Annotated in this window: 9 protein-coding genes; all 9 read right to left on the bottom strand. The window is 37.1% G+C overall.

What is annotated here, in order from left to right:
• Window positions 1–132: 132 nt before the first annotated feature.
• On the bottom strand, window positions 133–3267 hold the full coding sequence (lacZ, locus tag BLE01S_RS10575) for a beta-galactosidase, LacZ type (protein WP_066141336.1): 3135 nt from the start codon (window positions 3265–3267) through the stop codon (window positions 133–135).
• 154 nt (window positions 3268–3421) lie between these two features.
• Window positions 3422–4450 (bottom strand): LacI family DNA-binding transcriptional regulator, encoded by a 1029-nt coding sequence (locus tag BLE01S_RS10570; protein WP_066141333.1) that lies wholly within the window; start codon window positions 4448–4450, stop codon window positions 3422–3424.
• A gap of 309 nt (window positions 4451–4759) precedes the next feature.
• Window positions 4760–7867 carry a family 43 glycosylhydrolase gene (locus tag BLE01S_RS10565; RefSeq protein WP_066141330.1) on the bottom strand — a complete coding sequence of 1036 codons (3108 nt, stop codon included), beginning with the start codon at window positions 7865–7867 and terminating at the stop codon, window positions 4760–4762.
• A 96-nt stretch (window positions 7868–7963) separates the two neighbouring features.
• Window positions 7964–10333, bottom strand: a complete 2370-nt coding sequence (locus tag BLE01S_RS10560; RefSeq protein WP_066141327.1) for a glycoside hydrolase family 2 TIM barrel-domain containing protein — start codon at window positions 10331–10333, stop codon at window positions 7964–7966.
• 215 nt (window positions 10334–10548) lie between these two features.
• Window positions 10549–12129, bottom strand: coding sequence for an ABC transporter substrate-binding protein (locus tag BLE01S_RS10555; RefSeq protein ID WP_066141324.1), 1581 nt, complete (start codon window positions 12127–12129; stop codon window positions 10549–10551).
• A gap of 78 nt (window positions 12130–12207) precedes the next feature.
• On the bottom strand, window positions 12208–13110 hold the full coding sequence (locus BLE01S_RS10550) for a carbohydrate ABC transporter permease (RefSeq protein WP_066141321.1): 903 nt from the start codon (window positions 13108–13110) through the stop codon (window positions 12208–12210).
• 15 nt (window positions 13111–13125) lie between these two features.
• On the bottom strand, window positions 13126–14022 hold the full coding sequence (locus tag BLE01S_RS10545; RefSeq protein ID WP_231955959.1) for an ABC transporter permease: 897 nt from the start codon (window positions 14020–14022) through the stop codon (window positions 13126–13128).
• A gap of 610 nt (window positions 14023–14632) precedes the next feature.
• On the bottom strand, window positions 14633–16453 hold the full coding sequence (locus BLE01S_RS10540) for a heparinase II/III family protein (protein WP_066141315.1): 1821 nt from the start codon (window positions 16451–16453) through the stop codon (window positions 14633–14635).
• Between the two features lie 211 nt (window positions 16454–16664).
• Window positions 16665–18167: an alpha-glucosidase/alpha-galactosidase gene (locus tag BLE01S_RS10535; protein ID WP_066141312.1), complete on the bottom strand. Its 1503-nt coding sequence runs from the start codon at window positions 18165–18167 to the stop codon at window positions 16665–16667.
• Between the last annotated feature and the right edge of the window lie 39 nt (window positions 18168–18206).

Genomic DNA, 18206 nt, shown 5'->3' with positions numbered 1-18206 from the left:
CTAACCACATTATTTGAATAATTTTTCGCTCCCTTTACTGCATATAAAGGGGGAATGTTTTTCTAATTTCAGATACCATTCTTGAGGAAATAATAATGGCTATCCTAGAATAAAACTAAGATAGCCTGCCTGTTAATTATTACTAACACCCTTCATCGTAAACGTATACCGATATGTTTGATCTGCATATATGGTAAACTCCGCATGTGTTTTTTGACTCCAGCTATCGTCACCGCCAACCCCCATTTGTTTATGGTTGATGCGCACGACTGAATGGTTACTATTAAGCAATTTATAACCATGACTTGCTTCTTCGAGTTCGAATGGTGTATATGGAAGGATGTTAAGCTCAACCGTTGGATATCCCAAAACTTCCAGCCCCAGTCCATCTTCATTCTTGATAGTTGCCCATCTTACCTCCGTTTTATTTCCACATTCTTGTGGCTTTAAATAAGGGACATACTGATCTTTAACCTTCCCTGCATATAAACCGATTTTAGCTCCCTTTTCCTTATCTATATAGTTCTCATGTGAGCCTTTTCCGTACCATTCAATATTTTCGAAATTAGCTTCCATCGTGAAAAGCATACCGATTTCCGGAATTTCCGGTAAATCTTCCCCTGGTGATACTTCATAATCTACCGTAATTTCGCCTGCATGATTAATTGTATAGCGAATCACAGTACTTGACTCATTTGTTGTTGGCAACTGATACTTTACAGTTATAGCAACATGCTCATTCCATTTCTCTAAGTCAAACGAGCACAGAATTCGCTTCAGTCCAGCTTCCCGCCATGTAGCACTCCGCTGATCAAGCCTACTACCTTTGTCATTGTCTGTCATAGCTCTCCAGTAATTTGGCCTCGGTGCTGTTTTTAACAATTCCACACCTTCAAAAGTATAAGATTCTAAGTCTCCAGTTTGCTTATTGAAACGAAAGGAGAAATTCTCACCTGAAATTGCTAATGCAGCATCATTGTCTGCTACATCCAAATTTAATGCAGCTAGCTCCCTATTTTCCTTCGTTGCCTCGCGAAGTACAAATTGTTCAAACGCAATTTCATGACCTTGCACCGCCCAAACATTCGCTTCCTTCAGATGCATGCTTACAGTCAATACAAGCTCACCATCAATAGAAGCAAAATCAGCTAGTTGATAGCTCAACTGCACTTCTTTATTTGATCCTGGTTCTATACTTACTTCCGCGCCACCTGTTTTAACGCTTTTCCCATCTTTCTTAATTTCCCAACGACACTCATAGTCGCTAAGATTTACAAAAAGATTCTTATTATTAATCTTGATTATGCCATGTTCTAGATTAACGCTTGTGAACTCAATATTTTGGTAACATTTTTTCACTTCATAGATTTTCGGTGAAACAGTTCCATCAGCGAAAATAAGCCCATCACCTGAAAAATTTCCATCATGCGGTGACTCCCCAAAGTCTCCACCATAAGCTAGAAACTCAGTTCCATCCTCCGTTTTTGTATGAATGGCTTGATCCCGCCAGTCCCAAATGAATCCTCCTTGCAAAATCGGATAGCGATCGAATAACTCGGTATATTTAAATAGATTACCGCAGGAATTCCCCATTGCATGGCTATACTCACAAATAATATATGGCTTCGCTTGTTTTTCCGTTTTTTCAGCATCCGTTGCATATTTCTCTATTAGATGTGGAGGCACATACATTGTACTCTCTATATCGGATGCTGCTTCCGACTCTCTGAAATGAAACACTCCCTCATAATGAACGAGGCGAGATGGATCTATTTCTTTGAAAAACTGATGCATTTTAATAAAGTTATCGCCGCCAAATGATTCGTTTCCTAATGACCAAATGATAATGGACGGATGATTTTTATCACGTTGGAACATTGAATTACATCGATCCAACACATTCTCTGTCCACTCCGGCTTGCTCCCTGGCAATGCATTACCTTCCTCTTGCTGCCCATATTCCCATGTTCCATGCGTTTCTAAGTTATTTTCATCAATAACATAGAGGCCATATTCATCACATAATTCATATAAAAATGGATGATTTGGATAATGCGATGTACGAACAGAGTTGATATTATGCTGTTTCATCAACTTAATATCGTGAACCATGTCTTCATAATCAACGGCACGCCCCTTATCAGCTGAAAATTCATGACGATTCACACCTTTGAATACAATCCGTTCGCCATTAATTTTCATCAAACCATCTTTCATTTCAAATGTTCTAAATCCTACTTTGCAACTCTCTGTTTCTATCAAACTACCATTTTCATCTTTTAAACTTAGTACAAGTGTATAAAGATTTGGATCTTCTGCACTCCATTTTAAAGGGCTTTCAATATACACCGACGTACTAATTTCAGCATTCGCTTCATTAGACACATCCATTTCTACACTTATCGGCGCATCTAATACTGTTTGTTGTTCTTGATCAAATAACATCGCTTCAATAACGATTTTCCCATTATTCTGCTCAAAATAATTTGTAACCTTTGCATCAATTTTTAGTTCCGCATGTTGATAATCCTTATCCAATTCTGTATGTACGAAAAAATCGTTGATATGGACAATGGGGGTAGAATATAAATACACATCTCTAAAAATCCCGCTCATCCTCCAGAAATCCTGATCTTCCAACCAGCTTGCATCACACCAGCGATATACTTCTACCGCCAGCTTATTTTCTCCTTCCATTAAATAAGGCGTCAAATCAAATTCCGCTGGTGTAAATGTATCTTCACTATAACCAACTAAATCACCATTCACCCAAATATAAAAGGCCGATTCAACTCCTTGAAAGCTAATATATACAGGCTGCCCATCCCATTCTTCTGGAACAGTGAATGTTTGTATGTATTGTCCAACAGGATTATATTTCGTTGGTGCAAACGGGGCTTCAATATCTTCCGTATTCTCCCATGGATAACGTACATTCGTATACTGCGGATAATCGTAGCCTTGTAATTGCCAGTGTGCTGGCACTTTAATTTCATTCCAGGCACTACTATCATAATCAGCTTCAAAAAATGCTAAATTGCGTTGCTCTGGATTTTCCGCAAATAGGAATTTCCATTTCCCATTCAAAGACTGGCAAAAATCTGATGCATACCTATTACCCAGTAAAGCTTCTTCTACTGTTTTATATGGCATCAAGCTTGCGTGTGCTTCCAATCTATTAATTTGGAAGATTTCCGGATTATTATTCCATTCCGGATAACCGTTTTTCGGTGGCGTATACTCAAACTTCTTTAACTGTTTTAGCACGAAGATCCCTCTTTCTTTCATATTTGATGTTTCTTGTATTTCCTATAATAATAATGGTTCTGCTTGATAAATTGGTGTATTCTGTAAAACCTTTTTCTTCAAAATGTTGTTTTACCAACTATGCAACCGGTGTCATTTTAAAAATAATTATACTCTACAGTTTGCTTTGGCTAGACTCTCTAATAATTAATCTAGTATCAATCAATATCTCCTTTTCCAGATGTTCTTTTTCAATTATTTTACTAAGAGATTGGACAATCTCTGTGCCTAAAAGATCATAATTATGGTTGACTGAAGTTAAGCTTGGATGCACTATATCTGATGGAAAAATATCATCAAAGCCAACAAAGGAAAAGTTGCTAATGGGAACATTCTGCTCCCGACACTCCTTTAAAGCTCCATATATGACCATGTCATTGATTCCAATAATAGCTGTCGGATGGCTATCTTCTAACAATAATTGCTCCATTGCCTCACGTCCATCCTCAATGCCAAACCCTGAATAAATTTGCCAATTATCATTGTAATCTAAGTGATACTTTTTCAATTCCTTTTGGAGGGTTTCTACTTTTATATCGGTAGATGAAATCCCCTTTGCCCCTCCGATCATACTAATCTTCTTATGACCTTGTGAAACTAAATGGGATACAATAGATCTGATTCCTTCTTCTTCATCTGTACGAATGATATGACTATCAATTCCTTTCATTTCTCCATTGACCATGATAATTGGAACCTTTTTTATCACTTCTAACATTTCTTCTATTTCTTTTATTGGAGGATTTACTTTATTTATCCTTCCCCCCATAAAAACAATACATTCTACCCGTCTCTCCGCCAGCTCACGTAAATGGGCTGATTCCATCTCACTTCTGCTCATTGAATTTCTTAATAATACTGTATATCCCTTTTCACGCGCCTTGGTTTCAACATCAATATATGTTTGGGAGAAGAAGGGATTTGTAATATCTGGAAGGATGAAGCCAATCATATTTGTTTGATTCGTCGTCAAGCTTCTTGCCGCTTCATTCGGAGAAAAGTCCAACTCTTCCATTTTTCCAAGCACACGCCTTCGTGTACTCTCTTTTACTAGCGGACTCCTTGTTAAAACTCTAGAAACTGTTGTTGGCGAGACATTCGCGACTTTTGCAACGTCATATATAGTAATATTTTTCTTTTTCATATTTGCTTACCCCATTTAATGTAAAAACTAGTTAACTTAACTGTACTACTAGTTTACTGTACATTCAATATATGTTATGCAAATTTCTGTCTATTCCTTCTTATTAGTAAACAATCATTCTGTTAGGGTCCCCTATAAGTTGCCGCATTCTTTTCCCCATTATTGCAACAAACCCCCACTCGTAAATATCCTTGGCATTCAATTTGCTTTCTTCCATGGCATTCTAGTTCGGATATTTGTAGGGCATCTAATTGCACCCCTGTGATATAAGATTTCTTTTCACAGGGGTTCTGCATCATGATTTAAAACCTACTGCCACTTTGCAATTAAATAATCTGTATGCACATAAAGAACGTTAAAAGCCTCCTCAGAAATCAATGCTGACTTTTGATGATTAGCAAGTAGACTTTTAAAACCGTTTAAGTGTTTAACAACTTTTTCAGCTACCTCTTTTTGTTCAAAACGATTTACAGCTATTAAATGAACTTCTAAGGAACGGAAAGCACCATTGTTAGCAAATGCTCCCTCTTTCTCTAAATCCTCAAGGATCTTTAACATATCCCCTGTATTTTGTACCAATCTTTGCAAACCATCAAGTGCAGCTTCTAATTTATCAACTGCTGCATCAATCTCTTTTTGATTCGCACTGTTAGCAATAACTTCTTTTGCCTCTTTAATCGCTTTTTTCAATAAAGCGAAGGACGCCTTTGAATAATCTCTTTCTTCTTTCGTTTCTGCTATTTCAATAAGCTTTTTAAGTTCTGCATGATCATCAATAATCATGATCCAACTAATTTGCGAATCGGAATTAGGTTTCCCTGCGACACTGGCTGCTGGCTGCACTTTCATCTCTATCTTTCCATTAACCGCATTCCTATTTTTATATCCCTTAACTTCATATTGATCAGAATACGTATATTCTGAGTCTACTAATTTCTCATTTACAAAAATATCTGCCTTTCTATCACCTTTGGCATAAACAGCCCAAGGATCATAAAATCCAGCAAATACTGTGTAATTTCCTTCCCCTACCTCAAATGTATAGGTAAAATCCTTTTGCTCGCTGTCTTTAACAATATACCGAAGGGAACTAAAAATATCATTTCCATCTGTAGTAGCAGTCTTACCACCCGAGTACCCCCATATATTTCCACTATTTGAATCGTATACTTGATCATTTACACCTTTATTTTCTAGCGTATCTTCCATATATGAAGACATTTCTTCATAGTCTTTTGTCACCGTACTACCCGGACTAACAAAATACTTCACATTATCAGGAATTATAAATAATCGATGGGTGATTATTTTATTATTCAAAGTTGGCAAAATACCTGTAATGTTTAAGGGACCTGGTTTAGAAAAGCTTTGTTCATCAATTTTCCATGTGACTGGAACCTTTTGTTGGCTGCCACTATTAATAATCTCTATTGTATTTGGTAGTTCTGGTTGTTTTCCTAAAGTAACAGCATCTGGAAGGGCTGTAACTAATTCTAATACTCCTTTATTGTCTAAATCGCTTAAGTCCCATTTATCGTACCACTTAAGCATCATATCTCCCTCTTGGTCAAATTCAAGTGGTAGCCAAATATAACGAGAATCCTTTAAGTTTCCTGAATTCCATCTGTCTCCCATATAGATAAACTTTCCGTTCTCAGGATCCACTGGAATGATATATGTGCTCTGGCTTTGGAAGGTTGTATTAGCGCCTGTCCCAACGCTTGGATCCCCCTTAATCGTCCAGTCTCCCAACACCGAATCCGCTACTGCATAACTGGCTTGATTTGGGTCCCAACCTGTGGCCCCAGATGTCATCAAGTAATATTTTCCATCATATTTGAACATTGCTGGAGCTTCCCGCTGTTTCCCCGGAAGTGCTCTAATATAATCCATACCATATTTTTCGCCTGTTATCTGCAAATAATCATCTGTAAGCTTAGAAATATACAAAGACATATTTTCTTCACTCGAATAAATAACATAAGCTGTACCGTCATCATCCTTAAATAACGTCATATCCCGTGCCATCCCAGTATCTGGTCCATAAACTGGTTCACCTTCTGGTGCCTTATTTAAGCGATTACTCTCTATATATTCAAATGGACCTGTCGGTGAATCACTAATCGCCACACCTGATTTCGCTTTGGCATAATTGGCATCTGAGCCTTGATATGGGCCATCAACATGCAACCATAAAACATATTTTTTCGTTTTTTCATTATAAATTACTTTAGGCCTTTCCAATATTCCTCTTTCCGAATTAATATCACTGAAAATAAGATCCTTCTCTTCTTCCGATCTATGAGCATATAAATCTGCAAAATAAGGATCAGTAGTAAATTGATCTTTGCTTTCGATCGCTCTCATTACCACGCCTTCATCTTTCCAGTTATATAAATCTTTTGATGAGTATGCATGTACACCAGTCGCAGGCAAATAACCGTTTGTCTTATCTTCGCCATACCAGTAATACGTATCGCCATCTTTCATTATTCCGCCACCATGAGCTTGGATAGGAGTACCACCCGTATCATTCCAAACAGCTCCAGGGACGAAAGATGAATATGGTGTAGCAAGATTGTTATACGCATCGTTTAAATTTCTATATGCCTTATCTATTTCTTCCTGGTGGGCTTTCCCATTTTCTAAAACTGCTTTCGCTTCACCAATTGCCTGATCTAATTTATCTAGTGAATAGTCTGTGTAGTCATCTCGATTAATCGATTCCGCTTTATTGATCGCTTTCTGCAAAACTTCCTTTGTTATATCCACCTTCAATTTAATTACAATGAAACTTACCAATGGGTCTGCCCATGTTGACGTCGCGGAACCACCTTCAGCCGGTCTTACAACCTCAATATTCAACTCACCATCAGTTACTTCCACTTCATATGTTTCAATTTGTTCCTTTCCTTGAACGACTGTGTAACGTTTATCAACATTGCTATTTTCCAAAATAATATCTGATTCCCTTGTACTCCAAGGGTTTTTAAAACCAAGTGTCACCTCGTATTTATCATTCGGTAAATCAAATTTATATTCCAATCCCTTTTTGGGTACCTTATCTGCGGCCGGAGGGTCATAGTAGCGTACTGTATCAAATTTATTTGGAGAAGATGAACTCGTAGCTGAACTTTTATATGTTGTAGTATATCCCCAACTATTACCTGTTACTGCATCAACATTATAGGACTGTTCTGTTTTACTCTGGTATAATCCTAGCTTCTCTCCTGGTGGTATTTCATCTGGTGTTGAAGCACCTGCATTTACAAAGTATAGAATATAATCATTTGCCGCCAATTCATCCGGACTTGGTGGGCTCCAACTAGCTGCTATCACCAATTTACCGCTTTGAAAATTAACCATGACTAAAACCATCATCAGAAAAACTCCGAAATACGAGCATACTTTTTTCATCCTTCTCCCCCAAATAATTTATTTAATACTCCAATCCGCATATATAATTAATAAACGCTTGGATCATCGCTAGGCTTTATTATTTCGTGATAATTTTTATTTCACTTCAATTGTTATAGACGAACTTTTCAAATCTGGAGAAGATGTGTTTAATGTTATCATCCCTTGTTGATCAGTAGCTTTCACATAGATTAATAATTTCCCATGATAGGCTTTTCTGTCGTGTCCTTTATAAGCCTGATGGCTTTCAGGGTTACTACATTCAATACCGATCATTTCACCAGGTCCTTCGATTTGACAAGATATTTCATTCTCTGCATCATAGACAAGGTTATTGTCCTGATCAAGGATGGTTACCTCTACATGAGCGATATCCTGTTTGTCAGCTTTAATAGTTAGGACGTCTGAGTATGAATGTATCTTATTTGGCTTACCTGCCGTCTTTAATTCATGTGTACACCTAATCGTTCCGTTTCTTTTCCCTATTGCCTTTATTGTTCCTTTACAGTATGGGATGTCCCAATAGATTGTTCCACCAGGGAAGTCCTTACGTCTTTTGACACCAACAGATTCGCCATTTACATGCAAGTCCACTTCAGGACAATTGGTACAACATGCAACCCTGACTATCTCTCCTTCCTTCCCTTTCCATTGACAAACAACTTCATGGTCCCAGTTAATGTGAGCGGGATTATCTTCTTTAATGGAAGTCAATCCTATATGCACCATCTCTTTATCTGACCATTGACTTTGTTTGAAGAAAAATAAAGGTTTTTTGAAGCCTGCTAAATTGAGCATTCCAGGAGTGGCATGACGAGTGGGCCATCCTCTCGCTTCTCCTAAGTGGTCAATCCCTGTCCAGATAAATTGTCCTGAGATAAAGTCATTATTTTCTACTGCCAACCATGCATCGTGATTTCTTCCGTTTTCACTTCCGTAAATTATCCTACCTGGATATTTTGCATGGTCTTCATCATAACGAAATTCTTGATAGTTATAACCCACTACATCAAGTGCCTCTGGAAATTCAGTTTCATTTGACATGATGACACTTGCTAACGCAGCTGTAACAGGACGCGTTGGATCATATTGTTTCACAATCTTTGTAAGTCTCTTAGCGATATCCCCCATGCCCTTTGCTTCAGGTTTACTTGCTTTATAACGTTCTTCAAGTACAGGATGTGAATATGGATCATTAGGATAATCAATTTCATTTCCTATACTCCAGAAAACAATGGAAGGATGATTGCGATCTCTTAAAACCATATCTCTCAAATCGATTTCTGCCCACTTAGTAAAATCAGATGCATAACCGTCTAATGATGGTTCACCTATATTCCAACCTTCTACCCATTTGTTTTTAGGATGTTCCCATTCATCAAATGCTTCATCTTGTACTAAAAAGCCATAAGAATCACACATATCTAATAACTCCGGTGCAGGCGGATTATGACTCATTCTAATTGCATTAACACCAGCTTCTTTTAAAAGTTGCAATCGTCTCTGCCACACCTTTTCAGGAACTGCTGCACCAAGACATCCCGCGTCATGATGGATACATACACCTTTCAATTTTATATTCTTACCGTTAAGATAAAATCCTGAGTCTACATTAAAATGAAAATATCTAATACCAAGTGGAGTAGTCTCAAATTCTATCACTTCACCATTTCTCATCACCTTTGTTTCCACGCTATATAAATATGGATTATCCGGTGACCAAAGATTTGGATTTTCTAGGAAAATGGAATGTGTAAAATCTTGTTCAGCATTGGCTTGGATAGTCTCCAATGATGAACTTTTGATTATTTCTTTGCCAGTAACATCTTTAATTTGATGTTCAATTTGGATATTTTCTACACTCTGATATTCATTTTCCACCGTTGTTTGAATGCTAATTTCTGCTTCTGATGTTGATACCTTCGGTGTTGTTACGAATATTCCATACGGCTTGATATACATTTTATCAGTCAGATGGATAAATACATTTCGATAAATACCAGATCCTGTATACCAGCGAGAATCAGCAAAGTCTGAATGATCTACCTTAACAGCAATCGTATTTTCTTTATTATCAAAGTGTAAATATGGGGTTAAGTCGTAATGAAATGAGCTGTATCCATAGGGTCTTTTACCAAGATATTGTTCATTTATCCACACTTCACTATTTTTATAAATCCCATCGAATTGTATAATTAATTTCTTTTCCCCGATGCTATCAGGTACAATAAAATTTTTTCGATACCAACCAATCCCTCCAGGTAAATAACCAGTTGAACTTGCGTATTCCTTTTTAAAGGGACCTTCAATACTCCAATCATGTGGCAAATCTAATGTACGCCATTCTGAATCGTCGAACTCATTCTTAAATGCATGAGAATTGTCAGCTTTTAAGAACTTCCAATCAAAGTTAAATTTCCTACTTTTAACAGACAGATTCCATTCTTGCTCTATTGTATTTACCATATTTACTTTACACCTCTTATCTTTTAATCATTCGAGTTTTACGTTTAACAAACACTTCTTTCAATAGACTTATAGCTCACACTTTCCTTGGCGTATTTGCGCCCAGACTTTTATCGAGTTTACTCGATAATTTCTTTAAAATGGCTAAGGCTGAATAAAGTTAAAGGGCTATCAAGTGTGCGATAGCCCTTTTTCAACTGAGAGTAACTTTAACGTTAATTACCGTCTACAAGCTCTTTATATTCATCCATCTGTTTTTGGATTTCATTTAGTACCTTTTCATAACCTGCTGCCTCAAGTCTCTTTCTGAAATCATTAACAGCTTTTTCTGGATCTCCAGCTTTACCAAACGCAATCGCTGGTACCATTTGTGCAGTTACTTGTGATAGAGCAGCAATTTCGGCATCTACAGGTGTACTATCAAAAACAAATCTACCATATGGGAATGGCTTTTTAATTTCATCATACTTTGCATAGATATCAGCCACTCCATCCCATGTATCCTCAGATGGAATTTCAAACTTATCTACACGACCGCCCCAAAAATTAGAAGCAAATGAATCTTTTGTTTCGTCATATCCTTCAGGATGAGCACGCTTACCGTCTACAATTTCGTACTGCACCCCTTCGATACCATAGTTGAATAGTTTGTATATTTCCTCATCGTTACGGATTAGATCATATACCATAAGGGCACGCTCAGGATTTTTACTATGAGCTCCTACAGCTGTTGCACCATGAGTAATGGACATCGAAATTAAATTATCACGTGTATCAGACCAAGCAAACATATCGATTTCTGAACCTGGTTGTTTTAAGTCCATTTGCGTACGCAGACCTGAAAAAGTTTGCGTATGATGTTGGTCAGCACCTGTTTTACCAGCTTGGAACAACTCGCGTGTGTCACCTTTGTAATTCAACACATCCGTGCGCCAGTAGCCTTTATCTGCCCATTCCTTCATCAGTTTCGCATAATCTACAAATATATCTTCGAATACTGGACTAGTAACATTGGTGAATTCGTCATATGATTTACCCCAGTAAATCGGGAATACCCCCGTAGTAATTGGAAGTTCAATTGCATCTGAATAAGAATTTAAGTATCCCCATGCTGTAGTAACGTTTGTACCTGGTGTATCCCAAGGAATGACTCCCTTTTTATTATCTACAATCCCTTGAAAGTACTTTCCTAACATTTCAAAGTCTTTAATATGCTCATTAATTCCAAACTCTTTTGCCCAATCTGTACGATAGAAAAAGCCATGGTTCACCCATTGTGTATAAGCATCCTCCGGGATCATCACAATTTTCCCATTGTATTTTGTTTCCTCCCAACTTTCATCGGAAACTTCTTCCCATGTCTGTGGAGCGAATTGTGGTAGAAGGTCAGAAATATCCATGAATGCGCCTTTTTGTGCATTTCCCCAAGCATCCAACCAGTCAGTTGCTGTAATAATTAAATCAACAGGTTCACGAGAAGCTAGAGTGAGGTTATACTTCGTCATATAATCCGCCCATTCAATCCATTTCAACTCAATATGAGCGTTTACTTTATCTTTTAATTTTGCATTTACTTCTTCCATTACTTTTTCTAATTGTCCATTGGTCGGTTTATCTCCAAGCGTCATCATCGTAATAGTAACAAATTCAGAAGTATCTACTTCCCCGTCTTCATTTACCTTTGTACTGGGCTTTGTATTTTTTGTACCAGTTTGGCTTGATCCATTGCAGGCCGCAAGACTAAAGGTCAATAGCATTACCATCACTATTACAATGAATTTCCTCATCTTCAACATTTTATTTCCTCCCTTTTCCCCTTAATATTTTTGTACAAAAACTCTATGAAATGAGGAAAGTTCCTCAACCATATTCAATTACCCCTTAACTGCACCAATTGTAATACCTTTAATAAAGTACCGTTGTACAAACGGATAAAATAGAATAACTGGTCCTGTAGCCACAACTGCTGTTGCCATTTTCATCGTTTCCAATGGCACATCTTGAGGAGTTACATTGGAAGATGCAGCAGAATTCCGTATAAAATCAGCACTGGTGATAACGTTATAAAGAAATAACTGTAGCGGTCTAAACTCCATGTTAGGTGAAAGAAAAAGCATCGAATTATACCATTCATTCCAATATCCTAGAGCAATGAAAAGTCCAATTGTCGCCAAAGCGGGAGTAGACATCGGCAAGATCAATCGTAAAAATATTGTGAAATCTCCAGCGCCATCCATTTTCGCAGATTCCGTAATTTCATGCGGAATGGATTTTACGAACGATTTCATCATGATGATTAGAAATGGACTTAGTAATGCTGGTAGCAAAACTGCCAGATAATTATCTTTAAGATGCAAATACTGCGTTATTAATAGATAAAATGGGACAAGCCCACCTGAGAAAAGCGTTGTGAAATAGATAAAAAATGATATTTTATTACGATATAGAAAATCCTGGCGTTGCAGGGCATAACCTGTCATCGCTACAATAAACAAACCTAGCGCAGTCCCGACAATTGTGATTCCCAACGTTACAACATATGATCCAATGACAAGCCTTGGATTTTGAAATACGATTTCATATGCAAAAACTGAAAACTCTTTGGGCCATAATGTGAATCCACTTTCCATGATTGCACTTTCAGATGAGAATGAAGATGATACGATCAAGACAAATGGCAAAAGACAAAATAGAGCAAAAAGACCAATAAAGCTGTATCCAATAAAACGAACTATTAAAGTTGAATAATCTATATTATGTCTGGCTGCATTCTCCATAAATTCGTTCCTCCTTTAAAACAATGAATTTTCTGGCGAAACCTTTTTAACAACCCAGTTTGCTGTAATGACGATAAAGAATCCAAAGATAGATTGATACAAACTTACAGCACTTCCCAATGAAAAGTTAAAATTCGTCATCAATGTTCGGAACACATAAGTTTCAATAATATCCGTAGTTGGATAGAGCATTGTATTATTAGCACCGACTAAGTTATAAAACAAACCAAAGTTTCCTTTTAAAACTCCACCTAAAGAGAATAATAGTAAAATAATAAAGGTAGGCTTTAGCCAAGGAATAACAATATATCTAATACGTTGGAAAGCGTTAGCCCCATCAATTTCAGCTGCTTCTATGATGGATTTATCAAGACCCATGATGGCTGCAAAATAGATGATTGATCCATAACCTGTCGATTGCCAAAGAAAAGCAATAACAATAATATAAGGCCAAATCGCTGGATTTGAATACGTCTGTACTGGGTCTAGTCCAACCATTTTCAAAAATGAATTAAGTACGCCATAATCGTAACTAAGTATGTTATAGGCTAAAAGTCCAACTAAAACTGCGGAAATAAAATGTGGTAGAAACATAATTGTTTGTGAGATTTTTTTAAACCATTTATTGGTTAGTTCATTAAGCATAATGGCTACACCAATTTGTAGTATATTACCGAGCACGATGAAAGCTAGATTATAAGCAATCGTATTAAAGGTTAACTTCCATAGATCGCCGGTCATCACCAAAAAGCGAAAATTATCAAACCCTACGAAAGCGCTATCAAATATACCGCGTGCATAATCATAGTTTACAAATGCAAGATATAACCCCGGCATTGGTAGATATGCAAATACAGCAAAGAAAATAATTGCGGGTAAACACATGAGAAGAAGGGACCGGTTCCTCCACATTCTCTTAAAGACAGTATCCTTTGCTTTTTTTTGAATGATAGGTGCTTCCAATTGCACAGTCACATTTTTCATTTCAATCCCTCCAAAATACCTGTCTATGAATATCTCTATTTATTCATAGCTTTTATTGACAATTAAATGCTAGAAGTGTCGATTGGATAAAGTGCATATTTATCACTTTATTCATCAATTTTTTTAAAGAGACTAGCATTTTGTTTACCACACCTCCCGATCTAATTGCTTTAAAAATTGCAACCGGTGTCATTTTATTTATTCAAAGAATTAATTGTTAAACAAATGTGTATCTTCTAGCCCAACATGAAAACATAATAATTAGTAGAGTTAATAAAATCGCGTAATTTGAAACCGGTTGCAAATAAATATAATGTTATTTTTTCCCTTTGTCAATGATTTATTTGAAAATTCTATTTATCGATAAATTCCGACATTTTTAGTGTTTTGAAATGTAGGTTTCTCTTTTTAAGGCGATTATTCACTCCACAAACAGAAGACTTACCTGTGTTAAAGACACGCCAAAAGCATTAGAAATAGTATCTTTCGCATGTTCAATTTATTAACTTAACGTTTACTATTTCCTGTATAACCACTTTCATTCTATTTGAAATGCTATTTGGATTTCACAACTTTTTCTCAGCTCAATTAACGTAAAATCGAGTGATAATAATGATTCTTTTATTCCTGCATGATTCACAAAATCCAGTTTATTACTAGTAAATTTAAGTTGTTTACGATCGAAGTGGATACGCAGTTTTTTCTTACCATGTAAAATAATCCCTGCTTCGTCTTCGGTCAACTTAAATACAGAAGTAATCAATCGCTCAACAATAGAAGCGGGCTTTTCTTTAAAAGTATAGTCATCTATTACGTGAAGCAGTGGACTTTCCGTTTTCACCCAGGTGAAGGTACGAGTTAGACTCTGCAAATTAGGAAGATTATATACATGCGCCATCTCCAAAATAAAAAAGTCTTGCTCCTCTCGAACTTCGACCTGCTTTACAGTCGCAGCATAAGATTCACCCTCCTGTTGATATTGACCATCTATGATGGGAACTGAATGCCCATGTGAACCAGTACATATAAATGAATAACGTTTTGCTCCAAAATAATCCTTCGTGTATATACCAGAACCTAAATCACGCAAATATAATTCATCATCTAATAGCAATATAAAATGACCTATATCATTATGATTGTGCGGCTCCGCATTATGCCCTCCTTTTACCGCAAAAGCATGTTTATTATGTCTAGATATCAACCATGACGACTCTTTGAAATAATAAGATGTATTTTCCCATGGTCGCCCCTCGGCATCTTTATTAAACCAAAGTAAATTTCGAATGGCGGGCGCCCAACGGCTACAATGGTCTTCTGTATATTTTGCCCTTAGACTTTTTTCTGGCACGATAAAATCAGCGTATCTTTCACTTAAATAATGACTAAGTCCCAGAAATAAATTGCTTGTTGGAACAGCGTCTGAAAAGTTAGCAAGCTTGTTTTTATTCAAAAAAATTCTTTGTTGAAAAAGAGCAATTTGATGAACCTTCTCCGATTGAAATAAATCTAATCCATTGTTTGTTTTTTTCTTTAATAGATCTGCAAAATATACATAATAACCAAATCCATATTGCCAATATCCATATCCTTCTAGGCAAGTACCATCATCATTAAATCCACTTAAATAAGCATCCATTGCTGGTAGTACACGCTTCAACACAATCGCAAGTTCTTCGCTATCTTTCATTAAATGAATAGCAGCAGCACCAATCGAACCCGCACAAACAGCTGACCAATTATGGGTGGCCGTTTCCCAACCAAATGGATTTTGCGTTTGAAACGGCCAAAAAATACGGCTATATATTTCTTTTTGAATCCGCTTACAAATGAGTGGATCCAAATATTGACCTGTTAACTCCAAAACTTCAGCCAGTGCAAACGCCGTTTCGGCGGCAAATAAATCAATTGTTCGCTCTTCATTTAATGATTCTGTCAAGGAGTAATCATGTTTCACATTCATTTCTGGGCCATCTCCTATATGCGCAGGCAAACACCATGTATACTCATCACAAATAGACCATATGATATTTTGCAACTCATCTCGATACACCGATTCCTCTGGCTCCAGCAAAACCATCATGGCAAAGGTATTTAACCGTCTTCTTTTCTCAAAGTATACTCGTTCATACTCAAGTCGATTGCCATTTTCCTGAAAAACCCGAAACAAAGAATAGGACAATTCCGTTCCACTTTCAATGATCAGTCTTTTAGCTTCCGCTTTAATTTCGTTAATGAATGGTGCTATATCGGCATCCCGCTTCACCTGTATCCGCCATGCATCCTTCTTCTCTTTACTAGTAAACAACAGTGACTTTGATGGAGATTTTAATAGTTTCTCTAGTATATCTTTATTCATTGACTCCCCTCCCTTTTTCTTGTCCATTGTCGAAATTGTTGAGATGAGAATGCAAGTAATTATCCGTAAATTCAGATATATGCACATAAGAAATAGGCTAAAGACAATAAATTAACATTACTTAACGGTTTGTTCCACGCATCTCCCAAGATTGCCTTCTATTCCTTATATGGGGGGATATAATCTTTTGATTATTTCCCCCCATAAATTATTACACTTCCGAAGGCCGCTCTTTCGCCTTATCAGCTTCACCTGCATTTTTGTTTGCAGCCTCTCTATCCTCAGCCATTTCTTCTACCGTTTTCACTTTCAGACGGGCTGCACCCTTATAGTCTTTTGTAGGAATTAAATCACCAGCACCCAATCGTTGTTTCGCTTCTGCGATTGCATTACTATATTGCGGTAGCCACTTTTCCTGGGCGACAAGTAGTTCATCCGTCATTTGCCATATTTCTTTAGGGTTGCAGACAGCACCTGTTAGTGGGTCCATCATCATCGCTTGACGCAATAAAAAGTCATCTCCTGAAACTGCCGCTTCTATAGCTAGTCTCTGCACAGAAATACTTACATTACAAACAGCAGCTGGGCCGAGTGGTAAATCTCCTACTTGTGGCATATTGATTCCATTGCGATCGACATAACCGGGTGCTTCAATGATCGCATCATCTGGAAGGTTTGAAATTACACCATTATTCACGACATTAAAGTGACCTCGATAAACACGGCCTGTTTCCAGTCCTTCGATAATATAGGAACCATGTTCTTCACTACGATTTCCCTCTTTATATTCCATTGGTTTTTCCTTTAACCAATTTGGAAAGTCTGTTTCAAACCAATTTCGTCCTTCTGTACAAACCCTTAAATAACCACCTGTTTCACCATTAATCCACGTTCCTAAGTCAATCCACTCATTGATCTCTTCTGGTCTTTTTCGATACCATGGTAGATATTCACTTAAATGCCCATTCGATTCTGTACTGTAATAACCAAAACGTCTCAGCATATCGATGCGAACTTTTTCTGTTTTACTAAATTCAGGGTGTTTTTCAAAAGCGTCAAGTAAGGCATCTGTCATGTCTTCACCATTATGTTTTACGCTTATATACCATGTTTGATGATTAATACCAGCACAAACAATATCGACTTCTTCTTTTTCGAGACCAAGCGCTTGGGCAATTTGCCAATGACCGCCTTGTACACCATGACATAAACCAATTGTTTTCACGCCACCGTATTTATTGCATGCCCATGTGATCATTGCCATTGGATTTGCATAATTAAGCAGTAAACAATCTGGGGCAGCTACTTCTTTTATATCCTTACAAATATTTAACATTTCCTGAATACCACGTTGCCCATACATAATGCCGCCCGCACATAAAGTATCCCCTACACATTGGTCAATTCCATATTTTAATGGGATATCCACATCTGTCTGAAAAGCTTCAAGTCCACCGATACGAACGACAGAGAAGATATATTTGGCGTCTTTAAATGCTTCCTTACGATCAAGCGTAGCATGGATCTTAACATTTAAACCGTTTCCATTAATATCCCTTTGGCAAAGCTCTGTAACCATATTCAAATTCTGTTCATTAATATCTGTAAAAGCGACTTCTATATTATTGAACTCGGGTACCGCAAGCAGATCTCTTAAAAGTCCTCTAGTAAATCCAATACTTCCTGCACCAATAAACGCTATTTTAAATGACATGGGACTATCCCCTTTCAGAAATATGTTGATTAATAATAG

Origin of the sequence: Lederbergia lenta NBRC 16444, assembly GCF_001591545.1 — a bacterium.
GTDB lineage: Bacteria > Bacillota > Bacilli > Bacillales > Bacillaceae_C > Lederbergia > Lederbergia lenta.
This window is presented reverse-complemented; position numbering and strand designations above follow the sequence as displayed.

Bases quoted from the DNA above. Each gene is read 5' to 3' on its own strand.
- BLE01S_RS10545 (WP_231955959.1), bottom strand. From the start codon at position 14,022: ATGTGGAGGAACCGGTCCCTTCTTCTCATGTGTTTACCCGCAATTATT.
- BLE01S_RS10565 (WP_066141330.1), bottom strand. From the start codon at position 7,867: ATGAAAAAAGTATGCTCGTATTTCGGAGTTTTTCTGATGATGGTTTTA.
- BLE01S_RS10570 (WP_066141333.1), bottom strand. From the start codon at position 4,450: ATGAAAAAGAAAAATATTACTATATATGACGTTGCAAAAGTCGCGAAT.
- BLE01S_RS10540 (WP_066141315.1), bottom strand. From the start codon at position 16,453: ATGAATAAAGATATACTAGAGAAACTATTAAAATCTCCATCAAAGTCA.
- BLE01S_RS10560 (WP_066141327.1), bottom strand. From the start codon at position 10,333: ATGGTAAATACAATAGAGCAAGAATGGAATCTGTCTGTTAAAAGTAGG.
- BLE01S_RS10550 (WP_066141321.1), bottom strand. From the start codon at position 13,110: ATGGAGAATGCAGCCAGACATAATATAGATTATTCAACTTTAATAGTT.
- BLE01S_RS10535 (WP_066141312.1), bottom strand. From the start codon at position 18,167: ATGTCATTTAAAATAGCGTTTATTGGTGCAGGAAGTATTGGATTTACT.
- BLE01S_RS10555 (WP_066141324.1), bottom strand. From the start codon at position 12,129: ATGTTGAAGATGAGGAAATTCATTGTAATAGTGATGGTAATGCTATTG.